14 protein-coding genes are annotated in these 16,837 nt (G+C 55.3%); 7 read left to right on the top strand and 7 right to left on the bottom strand.

Annotated features, from left to right (window positions below; all coding sequences use genetic code 11):
- Positions 1-114: 114 nt before the first annotated feature.
- Positions 115-1,230 carry a porin OmpC gene (gene ompC / locus AC6I8N_RS04540; protein ID WP_208724903.1) on the top strand — a complete coding sequence of 372 codons (1,116 nt, stop codon included), beginning with the start codon at positions 115-117 and terminating at the stop codon, positions 1,228-1,230.
- Between the two features lie 64 nt (positions 1,231-1,294).
- On the opposite strand, the gene crl is transcribed toward ompC, so the two are convergent.
- The 3 genes from crl to gpt form a co-directional block, all read right to left on the bottom strand.
- Positions 1,295-1,696, bottom strand: a complete 402-nt coding sequence (gene crl, locus AC6I8N_RS04535; RefSeq protein WP_497830127.1) for a sigma factor-binding protein Crl — start codon at positions 1,694-1,696, stop codon at positions 1,295-1,297.
- Positions 1,697-1,741: 45 nt separating this feature from the next.
- Positions 1,742-2,989, bottom strand: coding sequence for an esterase FrsA (frsA, locus tag AC6I8N_RS04530; RefSeq protein ID WP_497830126.1), 1,248 nt, complete (start codon positions 2,987-2,989; stop codon positions 1,742-1,744).
- A 118-nt stretch (positions 2,990-3,107) separates the two neighbouring features.
- On the bottom strand, positions 3,108-3,566 hold the full coding sequence (gpt, locus tag AC6I8N_RS04525; RefSeq protein ID WP_021186168.1) for a xanthine phosphoribosyltransferase: 459 nt from the start codon (positions 3,564-3,566) through the stop codon (positions 3,108-3,110).
- Between the two features lie 254 nt (positions 3,567-3,820).
- Here gpt and pepD point away from each other — a divergent pair, with 254 nt between their 5' ends.
- The 4 genes from pepD to AC6I8N_RS04505 all read left to right on the top strand — a co-directional run bounded on the left by pepD (position 3,821) and on the right by AC6I8N_RS04505 (position 9,140).
- Positions 3,821-5,281 carry a beta-Ala-His dipeptidase gene (pepD, locus tag AC6I8N_RS04520; protein WP_021186167.1) on the top strand — a complete coding sequence of 487 codons (1,461 nt, stop codon included), beginning with the start codon at positions 3,821-3,823 and terminating at the stop codon, positions 5,279-5,281.
- A 260-nt stretch (positions 5,282-5,541) separates the two neighbouring features.
- The gene (locus tag AC6I8N_RS04515) at positions 5,542-7,047 is read left to right on the top strand and encodes a sugar ABC transporter ATP-binding protein (protein WP_021186166.1); all 1,506 of its coding nucleotides are present in this window, start codon (positions 5,542-5,544) and stop codon (positions 7,045-7,047) included.
- The gene (locus AC6I8N_RS04510) at positions 7,044-8,042 is read left to right on the top strand and encodes an ABC transporter permease (RefSeq protein ID WP_021186165.1); all 999 of its coding nucleotides are present in this window, start codon (positions 7,044-7,046) and stop codon (positions 8,040-8,042) included. Before AC6I8N_RS04515 ends, AC6I8N_RS04510 begins: the two co-directional genes overlap by 4 nt.
- 27 nt (positions 8,043-8,069) lie before the next feature.
- Positions 8,070-9,140 carry a sugar ABC transporter substrate-binding protein gene (locus tag AC6I8N_RS04505; RefSeq protein ID WP_021186164.1) on the top strand — a complete coding sequence of 357 codons (1,071 nt, stop codon included), beginning with the start codon at positions 8,070-8,072 and terminating at the stop codon, positions 9,138-9,140.
- Between the two features lie 242 nt (positions 9,141-9,382).
- On the opposite strand, the gene dinB is transcribed toward AC6I8N_RS04505, so the two are convergent.
- Entirely contained in the window at positions 9,383-10,438 is a 1,056-nt protein-coding gene (gene dinB, locus AC6I8N_RS04500) for a DNA polymerase IV (RefSeq protein WP_021186163.1), read from the bottom strand.
- Positions 10,439-10,681: 243 nt separating this feature from the next.
- Between dinB and dpaA the strand changes: the two genes are divergently transcribed.
- The gene (gene dpaA, locus AC6I8N_RS04495; RefSeq protein WP_021186161.1) at positions 10,682-11,428 is read left to right on the top strand and encodes a peptidoglycan meso-diaminopimelic acid protein amidase; all 747 of its coding nucleotides are present in this window, start codon (positions 10,682-10,684) and stop codon (positions 11,426-11,428) included.
- Here dpaA and AC6I8N_RS04490 read toward each other — a convergent pair.
- Both AC6I8N_RS04490 and lpcA read right to left on the bottom strand, forming a co-directional pair.
- On the bottom strand, positions 11,399-12,166 hold the full coding sequence (locus tag AC6I8N_RS04490; protein ID WP_021186160.1) for a class II glutamine amidotransferase: 768 nt from the start codon (positions 12,164-12,166) through the stop codon (positions 11,399-11,401). The genes dpaA and AC6I8N_RS04490 overlap by 30 nt on opposite strands.
- A 53-nt stretch (positions 12,167-12,219) precedes the next feature.
- Positions 12,220-12,798: a D-sedoheptulose 7-phosphate isomerase gene (lpcA, locus tag AC6I8N_RS04485; protein WP_013508007.1), complete on the bottom strand. Its 579-nt coding sequence runs from the start codon at positions 12,796-12,798 to the stop codon at positions 12,220-12,222.
- A gap of 243 nt (positions 12,799-13,041) precedes the next feature.
- Between lpcA and fadE the strand changes: the two genes are divergently transcribed.
- On the top strand, positions 13,042-15,486 hold the full coding sequence (gene fadE, locus AC6I8N_RS04480) for an acyl-CoA dehydrogenase FadE (protein ID WP_497830125.1): 2,445 nt from the start codon (positions 13,042-13,044) through the stop codon (positions 15,484-15,486).
- A 62-nt stretch (positions 15,487-15,548) separates the two neighbouring features.
- Here fadE and mtnK read toward each other — a convergent pair whose 3' ends face one another.
- Complete coding sequence (gene mtnK / locus AC6I8N_RS04475; protein WP_021186158.1) at positions 15,549-16,748, bottom strand: S-methyl-5-thioribose kinase; 1,200 nt, start codon at positions 16,746-16,748, stop codon at positions 15,549-15,551.
- Between the last annotated feature and the right edge of the window lie 89 nt (positions 16,749-16,837).

Here is a 16,837-nt window from a genome sequence, read left to right as displayed (position 1 = left end):
AAATCAGAAAAACTGTCATAAAACTTTCATCGCCACCCGGTAAAAAGTCCCCGTGATTTATTACAAGTCCTTTCACGGGCATAACAAATTTTACTCATTGGGATTGATAGCAAAATGATGAAAAGCAAACTGGCATTAGTCGTCTCCGCGCTGGCTCTGGCTTCCACCGCACATGCCGCCGAAGTGTATAACAAAGACGGTAACAAACTGGACTTCTACGGCAAGGTTAAAGCTGAACACTACCTGAGCGACAACGCCAGCTCAGACGGTGACAAATCATACGTTCGTATTGGCTTTAAAGGCCAAACGCAGATCAACGACCTGATGACCGGTTACGGCCAATGGGAATATCAGTACAACGTCAACAACTCGGAAGGTTCAGACGCGAACAGCGGCAACAAAACCCGCCTGGGCTTTGCCGGTCTGAAGTTCAGCCAGTACGGTTCATTCGACTACGGCCGTAACTACGGCGTGCTGTATGACGTGGAAGGCCTGACCGACGTGTTCCCGGAATTCGGTGGTGACGGCACCGCACGCTCTGACAACTTTATGACCCAGCGTGCTACCGGTGTAGCAACCTACCGTAACAACAACTTCTTTGGCCTGGTGGATGGTCTGCGCTTCGCGCTGCAATATCAGGGCAAAAACGACGCCACCAGCGCCAATGCCCGTGGTAGCGCCACCGATACCTCTCGTCAGAACGGCGACGGTTATGGTGCGTCACTGGGTTACACCTTTGGTGACACCGGCATCAGCGCCATCAGTGCCATCACCTCTTCTGACCGCACCAACCAGCAGGAAGCCCGTACCTACGGTAAAGGCCAGAAAGCGGAGTCCTGGGGTGCTGGCCTGAAGTATGACGCCAACAGCGTTTACCTGGCCGCGATCTACACCGAAACCCGCAACATGACGCCAATCAGCGGCACTTATCAGGGAGCTTCAGTAGCCGGTGCGGCGAACAAAGCGCAGAACATCGAATTGGTGGCACAGTATCAGTTTGATTTCGGCCTGCGTCCGTCACTGGGCTATGTGCAGACCAAAGGCAAAGATATCGAAAACGGTATCGGCGATGCCGACCTGGTGAAATATATCGACGTGGGTGCGACTTACTACTTCAACAAAAACATGTCCATGATGGTGGATTACAAAATCAACCAACTGTCTGACGACAACAAACTGGCACTCAACAACGACGACGTTGTGGCCGTGGGCATGACTTACCAGTTCTAAAAACGTTTTACCCTCAATGTGTCTGTAATCAGAGGGCAGGCTCATCACCTGCCCTTTTTATTGGTTACGCGCTCAGCTTTACCGGTTGTTCATCAAATCCCGCAGCAGGTTTGAGATCCAGTTTCAACTCATGCAGTGTCACTTTAAGACGCTCGTGGAAGTTGCGCAGCGTCTCCTCAACTTTTGCATTGTTATCTTTGCCCTTGATAGCGGCAGCACTCCAGTTACCCGCTTTATCGAACAGACCAAAGGTGTACTGGTAGGTAAAGTGATCTTCCTGCGCTTCCAGCTCCATCCACCAACCCCAGAATTCACGACTTTCCGGTGCTGGTTTCACATTGATGCATACGGCGAGGCAATCAAAGAAGAAGCGTGTTTCTTCGCATTTCCCTTCACGAATATAGGGGCCAAGCTCGGTGAAGCGCTTAAGCAGACGGCTGCGGGGGTGACCACTCGGTAACGACATGCTAATTCTCCCTTTTCGATTAACGGACCGTGTAACGATTGCTACTTAGTCTTTTAACTGCTTTGCCAGCCAGTCGCAAATCTGATTTAGCGCTTTGTCGAAGCTACTGAAGACCGGAGCAGTTGGAATCATCAACGTTTTCCCCTGTGCAGAGGAGCTGGCAATCATCCGTGCATCGTCTTCAGGACAGAACAGATCGTTGTTCCAGTAAGCCGCCAACATCGGAATCGGAGTACGGCGTCCCAACAACCCCTGCACTTTCAGCGAGTAGCGATTAAGCTCCGTACGCAGATTGCTGTCCGGGGTGGATGACATACCGAGGCGGCTCGCCAGCATATCCATATACATATCTGGCAGTTGATCCTGACGCTGCGCATCGACAAACACGCCATGAACCATCGCACCCAGCGTGGCGACCGCACGCAAACGCGGCACTTCGAGATAAGCCAGTCGCGTTGCGACGTTGGCACCAAAACGGTAACCAAACAGCCCCACGCGCGTGTGATCAATCCACGGGATGTTGCTCAGTTCACGCAGCACCTGCTGATGCAACTGACTGGTGTCCTGATTCAGCGTCCATTTGCTGCTCAGACCCACCGACGGCATATCCAGCGTCAGCATCGCGATACCGCGTGGAGCAAGGTAATCGTGGAACAGACGATAATGGTCGATTTGCAGCGAATCCAGCCCGCCGCACAGCATCACCGTCGGATAAGGCGCTTTGGCCTGCGCAGGCATATGCAGAAAGCCGGTCACCGGGCTGCCGCCGCTGATGGAGAAGGTCAGGGCTTTTAACTCGCCCGAAAGGCGCTGGGTGGCTTCTTCGTAAGCCCGGTTGGCGAGCACCTGCGCCTGATCGGCCAGCTCGTCGCCTTTGATGTAGGGATAAGCTGCCAGGCTGAAGAGATTGGCCGCGTGTAACCACTCCTGACCTGCTCGTTCCGGGTTTTCATCTTGCATCGCTTCCTGCTGCCACACCGCCGCCTGCTTCGACCACTCAAAATTCCAGTTGCCGCTGCGGTAGCCAATCACCGTATCCAGCAAGTCATCGCTGGTGTGTTCAACATTGCTGATGGCGATACGCGCCAACACTTCGCTGATCTCCTGCGGTGTCAGGCCACGCCAGGTCCACAGCAGTTTGTTCAGCATGCGATACCAGCAATGCTGGGTATCCCCTTCCAGCGCGTTATGTACCTGGATTGGGCTATGGTGCTCACGTCGCACCAGGGCGGAGGTTTCAGGGTGTTTGAAACGCGGTTTGAATAGCTCTTCGCTGAGGTTTTTGCTCGGCATCGTAAACTCTCTCCTGCGACGGTTACGGCGAGGATCAGTTTACTGCACCCGCCCTGTCGGTGCGAGAGACAGAAAGCACAACGCCCGGCGAAACCGGGCGTTGTTTGCGTTACATCAATCAGCTTTTGACGATGGGGGGAATGTACACCACACCCATGTCCCACGGCTGTTCGATCCAGGTGTTCTGCGGGATATCGACGATGTAATCATCCACCAGCGCACGGCCTGCCGGTTTCGCAAAGATGGTGACGAAACGTGCTTTCGGGTACATATCGCGGATTGCCTGCGCGGTGCCACCGGTATCCACCAGATCGTCAATCACCACGAAGCCTTCACCATCACCTTCTGCGCGCTTCAGCACGGTCATCTCACGCTGATGGTCGTGATCGTAGCTGGAGATGCACACGGTATCGACGTAGCGAATACCCAGTTCACGCGCCAGCAATGATGCCGGCACCAGACCACCACGGCTTACCGCGATGATGCCTTTCCACTGTTCCACAGGAAGCAGGCGCTGGGCCAGTTTACGGGCATGAATCTGCAACATGTCCCAGGTGACGACGTATTTTTCGCTCATAAAAGGAGTCCCGGCCAATTGAAGTTGGCTTAAAAATGTGCAAGGGGGAATGGGTTGCGCGAGATTATAAGGATCTGTCGCATTAAAAACCAGCATCTGCACATCGGTTGCGGGTTTTTAACGCGCCTGATTACGCACCCGGCCAGAAACAGTGATATTCTCAGCCCCATCACGTCAGATGAGCTGACGGCGATCTTTCACTGGAACCCCGCGTGCGAGCGGCCTGTCCGCCACGCTGACACAGGAGACGCGTTGTGTCTGAATTGTCTCAACTTTCCCCCCAGCCGCTGTGGGATATTTTCGCCAAAATCTGCTCCATTCCACACCCGTCTTATCATGAAGAAGCGCTGGCCGAATACATCGTCGGCTGGGCCAAAGAGCAAGGATTTTGGGTTGAACGCGATCAGGTCGGAAACATCCTGATTCGTAAACCCGCCACCAAAGGCATGGAAAAACGCACGCCGGTCGCCTTGCAGGCGCATCTCGACATGGTGCCGCAGAAGAACAATGACACGGTGCACGACTTCACCAAAGATCCCATTCAGCCGTATATCGATGGCGAATGGGTGAAAGCGCGCGGCACCACGCTGGGTGCAGATAACGGCATCGGTATGGCCTCGGCGCTGGCAGTGCTGGCTGACAACAGCCTGACACACGGCCCGATTGAAGTGCTGCTGACCATGACGGAAGAATCCGGTATGGATGGCGCATTTGGTTTACAACCAAACTGGTTGCAGGCCGATATCCTGATCAACACCGACTCAGAAGAAGAAGGTGAGATCTACATGGGTTGCGCGGGCGGTATCGATTTTATCACCACCCTGCCGTTGAGCCGTGAGGCAGTGCCTGCCGGTTATGAAACCCTGAAGCTGACGCTGAAAGGCCTGAAAGGCGGCCACTCCGGCGCAGATATCCACCTCGGTCTGGGCAATGCCAACAAGCTGCTGGCGCGCTTCCTCGCCGCCCATGCGCGCGCCCTTGATGTGCGTCTGATTGAGTTCACCGGCGGTACGCTGCGTAACGCCATCCCACGTGAAGCCTTCGCGACCCTGGCGATCGACAGCCATAAAGTGGACGCGCTGAAATCAGCTGCGGCGCATTTCCAGGCGACGTTGCAAAACGAGCTGGGTATTAAAGAGAAGAACATCGCGCTGCTGAGCGAGCCGTTGGCGCATCAGGGCCAGGCGCTGACTGCCGACAGCCGTGACCGCTTCCTGAACCTGCTGAACACCACCCCGAACGGTGTGATCCGCAATTCAGACGTGGCGAAAGGCGTGGTGGAAACCTCGCTTAACGTCGGCGTGGTGACGATGGACCAGGACAACGCAGAAATCATCTGTCTGATCCGTTCTCTGATCGATACCGGTAAAGACTACGTGGTTGAAGTGCTGACCTCGCTGGGTGAGCTGGCGGGTGCCAAAACCGCACCGAAAGGCGGTTACCCAGGCTGGCAGCCGGATGCCGATTCGCCGATCATGGCGCTGACGCGTAAGACCTACGAAGCGCTGTTTAGCAAAACGCCGAACATCCAGGTGATCCACGCCGGTCTGGAGTGTGGTCTGTTCAAGAAACCGTATCCGAATATGGATATGGTCTCCATCGGACCGACCATCACTGGCCCGCACTCCCCGGATGAGCAGGTTCACATCGCCAGCGTCGGTTTGTACTGGCAGCTGCTGACCTCTTTACTGAACGTTGTGCCGGAAAAAGTGTAACTATTTCGTAAAGTGACTAACCAGGCTCCGGCCTGGTTTTTTTATGCCTGTTAACAACCCCAGCATAATTCGCTACAAATCCCTCACATCACCTCCCTCTTTCACCAGTCGCTTTGGTTACAGCCAGTTTTAGCCGCCGTTACGCCCAGATGTCTGGATGGCTAATAAGATTTTGTGCTAGCTTATGCGCTTTCGTTTGTTGCCGAGCCTGGATGTTCAGGAAAAAATGCGCCCAATTCTCTTTATTAAAGGCCCTGTCCATGAGTGCGATTAACCGCCTGGAGATGCGTAATATCTCCATCGCTTTTGGCGGTTTTGCCGCGCTGACCGAGGTGGATTTCACCACCGACGGTGGCTCGGTGCATGCGCTAACCGGCGCGAATGGCGCGGGGAAATCAACACTGATGGCGGTGCTGGCTGGTGCCCACAGCCATTATCACGGCGAGATCCTGCTCGACGGTGCTCCCGTGACCATTCGCTCGCCGCGCGATGCCAAAAAACTGGGTATTCATCTGGTTCAGCAGGAAGTGGATGTGGCGCTGGTGCCACAGCTCAGCGTGGCGGAAAACATTCTGCTTGATCAGCTGGCAGAACCCGGTCACGGCTATCGTTGGGGCGAGATCCGTCGCCAGGCGCGTGCGCTGCTGGAGCAGCTGGAAGTGAACATTGATGTCAAACGCCTGGTGGAACGCTGCTCGCTGGCGGAGAAGCAGCAGATTTTGCTGGCACGCGCCCTCTCCCACCACTGCCGCTTCCTGATTCTGGATGAACCCACCGCGCCGCTTGACCAGCATGAAAGCGAGCGTCTGTTTAACGTGGTACGCCGTTTACAGGGCAACGGCATTGGCGTGGTGTTTATTTCCCACCGTATCCATGAACTGAAAGCGATTTGCGACCAGCTGACGGTGCTGCGTGACGGACGGTTAATCGAAACCGCACCGATGGCGGCACTCAGCGGTGAACAAATCGTCGAGAAAATGCTCGGCCACCAGCTGACCGATGTCTACCCGCCACGTCGTGAACGCCAGTCGCAACCGCTGCTGCTGTCGGTGGAAGGTCTGCACGACGACCAGTTGTTGCAGGATATCTCGCTGCGTCTGCATAAAGGGGAGATCCTGGGGATCGCCGGTCTGGCCGGTGCCGGGAAAACCGAGCTGTGCAAAGCATTATTTGGTGCCAGCAAAAGCCGCGTCAGCAAAGGCGAGTTACATGGTAAGCCGTGGCAGCCACGTTCCCCGCACGATTCGGTAGAAAATCGCATGGCGCTGGTCCCGGAAGAACGGCGTAAAGAAGGGATCTTTATTGATGAGTCGGTGGCGATGAACCTGAGCATCAGCGCCGATAACAGTTTCTCCCGCTGGAGCCTGTTTGGTCATCGCCAGGCCTGGCGCTGGGCGGAAGAGGTGATTAACCGCCTTAACGTGCGTACCACTGGTCCGGCGCAGACGCTGCGCCGCCTGTCCGGCGGTAACCAGCAGAAAGTAGCGATCGGCAAATGGCTGCGCAATAACGCTGACGTGCTGATTTTTGATGAACCGACTAAAGGTGTCGATATCAAGGCGAAAACCGATCTGTTCAGCCTGATCGACGGTTTAGCGCGGGAAGGCAAAGGCATCATCTACGCTTCGGGCGAGTTTTCCGAACTGGTGGGCCTGTGTGACCGTATTTGTGTGCTCTGGGATGGGCGCATTGTGGCAGAAATGGAGGGACGTGAGGCCACAGAAGAGACGCTTTTGCTTTATTCCACCGGAGGAACCCCTGCGTGAGCAGCAAAGAAATAATCCTGAACCCGCAGCCTTCTCTGCGCCATCAACTGTTTGATTTTCTCTATAAATGGGGCATGTTGCTGACGGTGGTGATCCTGATCGCTGCCTTTGGCCTCGCGTCAGACAGCTTCCTTGAACCCACCAATATCATCAACATTCTGCGCTCAATCGCCATTGTGACGGTGATTGCGATTGGTGTGTCGATCTCGCTGACCATCGGCGGCTTTGACTTGTCGGTTGGCTCCACCGCGTCGTTAGCAAACGCGCTGGTGATTTCGCTGTTCGTCTGGTACGGCTTTGGCACCACCGAGGCGATCATTATCACCCTGCTGCTGTGCACCCTGGTGGGCCTGTTTAACAGCTTCCTGATTGTGGTGCTGCGCATTCCCGACATGCTGGCGACCCTTGCCACCCTGTTCGTGATTCAGGGCGTGGCAATGACCTACAGCTTTGGCGGCTCGATTACCGAGAACATGGTAATGCCAAACGGCGACATGGCGGAAGGGGCCATTCCGGCAGGTTTTAACCTGCTCGGCCAGGTACCAACCATCGTCATTATTATGCTGGTGGTGACCGTGGTCGCCCAACTGGCGTTGTCGCTGACCAAACATGGCCGCCGTATGTATGCCCTTGGCGGCAACCCGGAAGCGGCGCGTCTCTCCGGCATTCGCACCACCCGCTATCGCGTGCTGGCTTATGTGATCGCCTCACTGCTGGCGGGGCTGGGCGGCATCTTGCTGGCATCGCGTATTGGCTCGTCACAGGTGAATGCCGGTGGCGGCTATCTGATGGATGCGGTGGCGGCGGCGTGGATTGGCTTCTCGCTGGCCGGTTCCGGCAAACCTAACGCGCTCGGCACCCTGGTGGGAGCGGTGATCCTCGGCGTGCTGCAAAACGGGCTGGTGATGCTTTCCGTGCCTTACTACGCGATGGACATTATTAAAGGCCTGGTGCTGGCTCTGGCCCTGGCGATTACCTATATCCAGCGCCGCTAAGGCGCTTCCCTTGAGAAAGAGAACAACATGAAAAAAATCACCCTTTCGCTGCTGGCCGTAAGCCTGCTGAATGCCAGCGCTGCCTTTGCCGACACCGTGGTGCCGGTACCTGCCGCCATCGCTAATCATCAGGGACCGGTGCGTATCGCGATTATTCGTAACCTCGGTTCTGACGATAACACCACCCAGTTTGTCGCCGGTGCGATTCAGCAGGGCCGCCAGTTGGGCTTTAAAGTCAGCACCTTTCTGAGCAACGGTGATGACGCTCGCTTCCAGGATTTCGTCAGCCAGGCCATCAGCCAGAAGTATGACGGCATCATCCTGTCTCACGGTAAAGAACCCTACTCCACAGCGCTGGTGAAGCGTATCGCTGATGCCGGAATTAAACTGTCGGTGTTCGATACTCCGGTGGATACCCCGGTGAACGGTGTGACGGTGACGGCGCAAAATGATGCGTCACTGGCGCAAGAGTCACTCGGCCAGATGATCAAAGATTTCAATGGTAAAGCGAATATCGTCAAGCTGTGGGTCGGTGGCTTCCCGGCGATGGATCGCCGCCAGGTGGTGTATGAAAAACTGCTGAAAGAGAATCCGGGCATTCATCAGCTGGAGTCGATTGGTGCCGTTTCTTCTGACGTTCAGGGCGACACCGCCAACAAAATTGGCGCGATTCTGGCCAAGTACCCGAAAGGGAAGATTGATGCCATCTGGGGTTCGTGGGATGCCTTCAGCCAGGGGGCTTACAAGGCGTTGCAGGAGAATGGTCGTACCGAGATCAAGCTTTACAGCATTGATGTCTCCAACCAGGACCTGCAACTGATGCACGAGAAGAACAGCCCGTGGGTGCAGACGGTAGCGGTTGATCCAAAAACCATCGGTGCGGTGAATATGCGCCTGGTGGCGAATAAAATCGCCGGTGAAGCCACCCCTGCCAGCTACGAGTTTAAAGCGTCGGCAATTTCGCAGCAGCAGCTGAACAGCCAGCAAGGTGCGGTGAATGTGGCGTCGCTGAACAAAATCATTCCGGGCTGGGGTGAAAACAGCGATTTCGTCGCTCCGTGGTTCGCCACGCTGGAAGCGAAGTACGGTAAGAAATAATTTTGCCCTCACCCTAACCCTCTCCCGCAAGCGGGAGAGGGGGCTGATCGAGCACGTTGCACCTCCCTCTCCCTCATACGAGAGGGGACCGATCGAGCATAGGACACATCTCCCTCTCCCTCATGGGGACCATCGAGCATAGGGCACATCTCTATCTCCCTCATGGGGACCATCGAGCATAGGGCACATCTCCCTCTCCCTCATGGGAGAGGGCCGGGGTGAGGGTAACAGCCCGCACCTCACTACAACCCCAGCAACAACTGCCTTTCCAACTGTGGATTCACCAGCGTGACATGCAATCCCACCAGCCTGACGCCCCGTCCGGCACGGCGTTCATCCCAGGTTTTGCGCGCCACGGCGATCATGTCCTCTTTATTCAGCACCGGCCAGATATGCTCCTGGGTCGTCAGTTGGAAATCATTAAACTTCAGCTTCACCCCCTGACGGGCGATCAGCTTATCCGGGCGAATCCGCGTCAAACGACGATCCAGCTCCTCGTACAGATAATCAATAATTTCCAGGCACTGCTCCCAGCGATGAATATCTTCCATCAGGGTGCGTTCAACGCCGAGAGATTTGCGTTCCCGCTCAACCACCACGCCACGCTCATCAACGCCGTGGCTGCGCTCCCACAACACCCGACCAAATTTGCCAAAGCGTTTGAGCAGACGCGCCAGGTCGGTTTGCTGCACATCGCCACAGGTCAGAAGCCCCATCTCCTCCAGTTTTTTCGCCGACACTTTGCCAACGCCTGGAATTTTGCTCAAAGGCAGCGTCAGCAAAAAATCCGGCATCGCCTGCGGCGTAATGACGAACTGGCCGTTGGGCTTGTTCAAATCAGACGCGATTTTGGCGAGAAACTTAATTGGCGCGATACCTGCTGATGCGGTGAGCTGCGTTTCCCGCCAGATGTCGGCGCGGATCGCCTGCGCCATCAAAGTGGCAGACCCCTGACAATGTGGACTGTCAGTCACATCAAGGTAAGCTTCATCCAGCGAAAGCGGCTCAATCAGGGAAGTATACCGGGCAAAGATAGTGCGGATCTGGCGCGAGGCTTCTTTATAGGCTTCGAAACGTCCGGGCAGCAGACGCAGATGTGGACAGAGCTTTAACGCCATCGCGGTAGGCATCGCGCTACGGACGCCATACTCGCGTGCCGGATAGTTGGCGGTACTGATGACGCCACGCTGTACCCGGCTGCCGCCAATGGCGATGGGGATATCACGCAAAGAGGGATCGTCGCGCATTTCAACTGCCGCGAAGAAGCAGTCCATATCGACATGAATGATCTTACGCATACCCCCTCCGAATACTGGATAAGTATACAGCATCGAAAGATATCAGCAATATTTGTCGCTGCCAGCATTAAAGTTTACAAATTTATGGCCGTAATCCCATTGAGAAATGGCTATTTTCTCAGCCACTGGCTTGATTAAACGCCAGACAATGTTAATGTTGCGCTGCGGTAGCGGATATTTCCGATAATGCAATACAGAGACGTTATGCGTCAGAGTTTTTCTTCACTTCAAGGTACACACAGAATGGGCAGAATCGCATTATTCCTTGCGATGATTGTTATGCCGGTCCTTAGCTGGGCAATGACGCCAGAGCCAGTTAACCCACAGGCTCCGGTCAGTAAAGAACTAAAAAAACAATTACTTGGCACGCCGGTTTATATTCAGATCTTCAAGGAAGAACGCACGCTGGAACTGTACGGCAAGATCGGTAATGAATATCGTCTGCTGGATAGCTACCGCATTTGTAATTTCTCTGGCGGTTTGGGACCCAAACGCCGTGAGGGCGATTTTAAAAGTCCGGAAGGATTTTATAGCGTCAAGCTGAATCAGTTAAAACCGGATAGCCACTATTATCGCGCCATCAATACCGGCTTCCCGAATCAATTTGACCGTGATAATGGTTACAGCGGCAAATATCTGATGATTCACGGCGACTGTAAGTCAATTGGCTGCTATGCCATGACCAACGCCTACATGGACGAGATTTATACCTATGTGAACGCGGCGCTGCGTAACGGCCAGCAAGAGATCGCCCTGAGCATCTTCCCGTTCCGTATGACCGACAGCAATATGCAGCGTCATCGCTACTCCACTTACGCCAGCTTCTGGCGTCAGTTGCAGCCGGGCTATGCGTACTTTGAGAAGTACCATCAGCCGCCGACGGTCAACGTTACCGCCACCGGCCAGTATGCGGTGAACAGCAGTCCGGCGGTGATGACCGCGCCAGACGCTGCATCAAAATCATTCCTGGCGCTCTCCCAGGCAAAATAATACCCATTCACCTGGCACTATCCGGTGCCAGGTTTCATTTCCCGTTAGCGGCTGCGTTGCAATCACCGTCACCACATCCTGCGGCGTGGTCTGCTGCTGAAAATCAATTTCCACATCCTGATCAAGCAACTTCGCTTTACCAAAGGGCGCACGGCGGGTGATCCAAAACAGATTGGTGGAACAGAACGCCATCAGATAACGTCCGTCCGACAACAGCATATTAAACACCCCTTTCTGCCGCAGTTCCGCAGCCAGCTCGGCGATATAACGGAACACTGCAGGCCAGTTACCCGGCGTACGCGGATAACGCGTGGTGAGTTTGTGCAGGATCCAGCAAAACGCTTTTTCACTGTCCGTCTCGCCAACCGGACGGAAATGGCCGGTATCAAGCTGACGATACCCTTTCAGCTGGCCGTTGTGCGCATAGGTCCAGTTACGGCCCCACAGCTCGCGAGTAAAGGGATGGGTGTTTTCCAGCGACACTTCGCCACGATTCGCCTGGCGGATATGGGCCACCACCGAATGTGACTTGATCGGGTATTCCTGTACCAGACGGGCAATCGGCGAGTTAAAGCTCGGCAGCGGATCTTTAAAGGTGCGGCACCCTTTATCTTCGTAAAAGGTAATGCCCCAGCCATCTTTGTGCGGCCCGGTTCCGCCGCCACGCTGTACCAGACCGGTAAAACTGAAACAGATATCCGTGGGGACATTGGCGCTCATCCCGAGCAATTCGCACATAGCTACCGCCTTAGTAAAATTCCTCCCACTGACGTGGGAGGAGAAGCCACCACTTACTTCACCATCTCTTTTTCAATCAGCAGCATCAGGATATGGATCACTTTAATGTGAATCTCCTGGATGCGGTCAGCGTAGCCAAAATGCGGCACACGGATTTCGATATCCGCCGTTCCTGCCATCTTGCCACCGTCTTTACCAGTCAGGGTGATCACTTTCATGCCCTGCGCGCGTGCGGCTTCCACCGCTTTGATGATGTTGGCGGAGTTGCCAGAGGTGGAAATACCCAGCAGCACGTCCCCCGCACGGCCCACCGCTTCGATATAGCGAGAAAACACGTAATCGTAACCAAAATCATTGCTGACGCACGACAGGTGGCTGACATCAGAGATAGCGATGGCCGGATAGCCAGGACGGTTTTCACGGTAACGCCCGGTCAGTTCTTCAGCGAAGTGCATGGCATCGCAATGCGAGCCGCCGTTACCGCAGGAGAGAACTTTGCCGCCCGCTTTGAAGCTATCCGCCAGCATCACTGCGGCGCGCTGAATCGCGTGGATATTGGCTTCATTGCTGAGGAAGTTATTCAGCGTATCGGCGGCTTCATTAAGCTCTGACCGGATAATGTCCTGATACATAGGGATGTCCTTTAGAGGAAAGATTGACTCCGCAAGTTTAACGGAATGGCGTTAAGGCGCAAAGCTTCCAGACCTGACGTCTGGCGGGAAAAAGCGTCGGGTTATGTGTCAGATCAATCTGCCAGGATGATTTTGTGAGTTTGGTTGTAATTGCGTTGTAAACAGATTGATAAATTTTCGCGACTGCTCTAAACCTTAACACATAACAGGTCAGACCTCTTACAACTTACGGAGCGGTTCATTATGCTGGTTGCCTCAATCGTTGCGACGCTGATATTGATTAGCGCCCTCTTCTATCATCAACTTTCTCTGCGGCTGAGCAGTGCCATTTTGCTGTTGTGGACCGCTGCGCTGGCGTTTAGCGGGCTGTGGACACCCTGGTTGCTGCTGCCTCTCGCGATTATTCTGCTGCCGTTTAACCTGCCGACCATGCGTCGCAGCATGTTTTCCAAACCGATGTTACATAGCTTCCAGAAAGTGATGCCGCCGATGTCGCGTACGGAAAAAGAAGCGATTGATGCGGGCACCACCTGGTGGGAAGGCGATTTGTTTCGTGGCAAACCGGATTGGCAGAAACTGCACAACTATCCGCAGCCGCGATTGACGGAAGAAGAACAAACCTTCCTGGATGGCCCGGTGGAAGAAGCCTGTCACATGGCGAACGATTTCCAGATCACCCACGAAATGGCCGATCTGCCGCCAGAGCTGTGGGCCTATCTGAAAGAACATCGCTTCTTCGCCATGATCATCAAGAAAGAATACGGCGGACTTGAGTTCTCCGCTTACGCCCAGGCGCGCGTACTGCAAAAACTGGCTGGAGTCTCAGGCATTCTGGCGATCACCGTTGGCGTACCGAACTCCCTCGGCCCCGGTGAACTGCTACAGCATTACGGCACCGATGAGCAGAAGGATCACTATCTGCCACGCCTGGCGCGTGGCGACGAGATCCCATGCTTTGCTCTGACCAGCCCGGAAGCCGGCTCCGATGCCGGGGCCATTCCCGATACCGGCGTGGTGTGCATGGGTGAGTGGCAGGGTAAGCAGGTACTTGGCATGCGCCTCACCTGGAACAAACGCTATATCACGCTGGCACCGATCGCCACCGTGCTCGGTCTGGCGTTTAAACTGTCCGATCCGGATCACCTGCTGGGTGAGACGGAAGAGTTGGGGATTACCTGCGCGCTGATCCCGACCCATACCCCAGGGGTGGAAATTGGTAACCGCCACTTCCCGCTGAACGTGCCCTTCCAGAACGGTCCGACGCGCGGCAAAGATATCTTTGTGCCGATTGATTACATTATTGGCGGCCCGGCAATGGCCGGTCAGGGCTGGCGTATGCTGGTGGAATGCCTGTCCGTCGGTCGTGGTATCACCCTGCCCTCCAACTCCACAGGCAGCCTGAAAACCATCGCTCTGGCGACCGGTGCCTACGCGCACATCCGCCGTCAGTTCAAAGTCTCCATCGGCAAGATGGAAGGGATTGAAGAACCGCTGGCACGCATTGCCGGTAACGCCTATGTGATGGATGCGGCGGCAACCCTTATCACCAGCGGCATTATGCTCGGCGAGAAGCCAGCGGTGCTGTCGGCGATTGTCAAATATCACTGCACCCATCGCGGCCAACAATCGATTATCGATGCGATGGATATCGCCGGTGGCAAAGGCATTATGCTCGGCGAGACCAACTTCCTTGCCCGCGCATACCAGGGTGCCCCGATTGCGATCACCGTCGAAGGCGCCAATATCCTGACGCGTAGCATGATTATCTTCGGCCAGGGTGCGATTCGTTGCCATCCGTGGGTGCTGGAAGAGATGAATGCGGCGGCGAAAAATGATTTGGTCGCGTTTGACCGTGCATTGTTCAGCCATATCGGCCATGTCGGCAGCAATAAAGTGCGTAGCCTGTGGCTTGGTCTGACGGGCGGTCGTACCAGCGCCACCCCAACCCGTGACGCCACACGCCATTATTATCAGCAGATTAACCGTCTGAGCGCCAACCTTGCCCTGCTGTCGGATGTCTCGATGGCAGTGCTGGGCGGCAGCCTGAAACGCCGTGAACGCATCTCCGCGCGTCTCGGCGATGTGCTGAGCCAACTCTATCTGGCGTCAGCCACGCTGAAACGCTATGAAGATGAAGGACGCAACGAAGCCGATTTGCCGCTGGTGCACTGGGGCGTACAGGATGCGCTGCATCAAGCCGAAGTGGCGATTGATGATCTGCTGCGCAACTTCCCGCATCGCCTGGTGGCTGGCGCGCTGCGTATGGTGATCTTTGCTGGTGGGCATCACTGCCCGGCTCCGTCTGATAAGCTCGACCACAAGCTGGCGAAGCTGTTGCAACTGCCGTCAGCCACTCGCACCCGTCTGGGACGTGGTCAATATCTGACACCGAGCGCGCATAACCCGGCTGGACAACTGGAACAAGCGTTGCAGGATGTGATGGCGGCTGAAGTGATTCACGATCGCCTGTGCAAACAGCTGAAGAAAAACCTCTCCTTCACCCGTCTGGATCAACTGGCCCAGCGTGGACTGAAAGAGGGTTGGATTGATGAGACAGAAGCCCAGGTCCTGACCCGTGCCGAAGTCAGTCGCTTGCGTGCGATCAACGTTGATGAGTTTGCACCGGAAGCGCTGGCGGTACCCAAACCGCAAAGCAAAGCGCCCACCCGCGCCAGTGAAGCGGCATAAACGATGACGAAACGCGCCGCACGAAGTCGTAGCGGCGCGATTTATCGCGCTTGCTGAACGATTTATCCCGCCTGACGAATCCGGGCAATCAATCCATCAACATCATCAATATGGTTAGCCGCCAGAATCAACGTGCGTCCCAGGGTGATACAGCTGCGGATGCACTCGGTACGCATCGCATCATCGCCAATCAGTTTGAAATCCGCCACATGCGACATCCCTACGGTACGGCGAATCAGCTCGGTGCCGCAGTAACCGATGGTATCGCTCCAGACTTTACGCAGGAAGGCTGCGGCATAACCCGGATATGCCAGCGCCACGTCGGAGGTTTTGGCGGCAGCCAGCTCGAGGAAACGGCTCTCGAAAATGCTCCAGACCTGATGAACATCGCTCAGGCGACGTTCGCGCGCTTCCGCCGCTTCACGCGGGGCCAGCAGACCCGGCAGGCAGCAGTAGTTAATCAGCAGGTTCCCCAGCGCGGTGCCAACATCAAAACCAATCGGACCGAAGTAGCCAAATTCCGCATCAATCGCTTTCAGGCTGCCATCCGCCACAAAGATTGATCCGCTGTGAATATCGCCGTGTAACAAGGCTTCCGCATCGGCAAAGAAACGGTGCTTCAGACCAGCCACCGCAATTCTCAGCGCATCATCGCTGCGCAGGCTTTCCACCAGCGATTGCAGCGCTGCCGGATATTTGTTGCGTTCATGGTCGATATAGGGGTCGTTGAAGAACAGATCTTCAGTGATTTCGCACATCTCCGGGTTGATAAAGCGCGCAACTTCGGCTTTTTTCTTATGCGGATGCAGAATGAAATCGGAGGTATGGAACAGGGTCTGCGCCAAGTATTCGCCCAATTGGCTGGCCGCCTGCGGATAATATGCGCCTTTCACCAGCTCACCACGCCAGATGCGATGGCTGGAGAGATCTTCCATCACCATCACCGCCAGATCGGCATCGTAATGGGTTACGTGCACGGTATGCTGCGGGCAATGTTTGTAGTGTTCTACCAACGTCTGCGCTTCCAGACGGGCACGATCCAGGGTTAACGGCCAGGATTCACCGACGCAGCGCACATAAGGCAGCGCCTGCTTAACCACCACACGGCTGACGCCCTGGTTGTCGTAAATCTTAAATACCAGGTTAAGATTTCCATCACCGATCTCCTCGGCGCTCACCAGCGCTGACGGATCGTCCACACCGCCAAATTGTTTTGCATATTCCACAGCATCGGCAGCGGTGAACGTACGGTATTGCGACATTGCCTGTTCCTCGTGAATCGTAAGTAATAAGCCGTTCAGACGTCTATACATCCGTCACGCATGTTGGCACAATAGCCGCCATTAACGCA

The sequence above is a fragment of the Pantoea sp. X-Soil-TKNS-1279 genome (assembly GCF_059730565.1).
The sequence above is the reverse complement of the archived record's forward strand: the minus strand, read 5'-3'. Positions and strand labels throughout refer to the sequence as shown.

Excerpts from the sequence above, each read along its gene's own strand:
- gpt (WP_021186168.1), bottom strand. The coding sequence starts at position 3,566 with ATGAGCGAAAAATACGTCGTCACCTGGGACATGTTGCAGATTCATGCC.
- AC6I8N_RS04490 (WP_021186160.1), bottom strand. The coding sequence starts at position 12,166 with ATGTGCGAATTGCTCGGGATGAGCGCCAATGTCCCCACGGATATCTGT.
- ompC (WP_208724903.1), top strand. The coding sequence starts at position 115 with ATGATGAAAAGCAAACTGGCATTAGTCGTCTCCGCGCTGGCTCTGGCT.
- AC6I8N_RS04515 (WP_021186166.1), top strand. The coding sequence starts at position 5,542 with ATGAGTGCGATTAACCGCCTGGAGATGCGTAATATCTCCATCGCTTTT.
- frsA (WP_497830126.1), bottom strand. The coding sequence starts at position 2,989 with ATGCCGAGCAAAAACCTCAGCGAAGAGCTATTCAAACCGCGTTTCAAA.
- fadE (WP_497830125.1), top strand. The coding sequence starts at position 13,042 with ATGCTGGTTGCCTCAATCGTTGCGACGCTGATATTGATTAGCGCCCTC.
- dpaA (WP_021186161.1), top strand. The coding sequence starts at position 10,682 with ATGGGCAGAATCGCATTATTCCTTGCGATGATTGTTATGCCGGTCCTT.
- AC6I8N_RS04505 (WP_021186164.1), top strand. The coding sequence starts at position 8,070 with ATGAAAAAAATCACCCTTTCGCTGCTGGCCGTAAGCCTGCTGAATGCC.
- lpcA (WP_013508007.1), bottom strand. The coding sequence starts at position 12,798 with ATGTATCAGGACATTATCCGGTCAGAGCTTAATGAAGCCGCCGATACG.
- mtnK (WP_021186158.1), bottom strand. The coding sequence starts at position 16,748 with ATGTCGCAATACCGTACGTTCACCGCTGCCGATGCTGTGGAATATGCA.
- crl (WP_497830127.1), bottom strand. The coding sequence starts at position 1,696 with ATGTCGTTACCGAGTGGTCACCCCCGCAGCCGTCTGCTTAAGCGCTTC.
- dinB (WP_021186163.1), bottom strand. The coding sequence starts at position 10,438 with ATGCGTAAGATCATTCATGTCGATATGGACTGCTTCTTCGCGGCAGTT.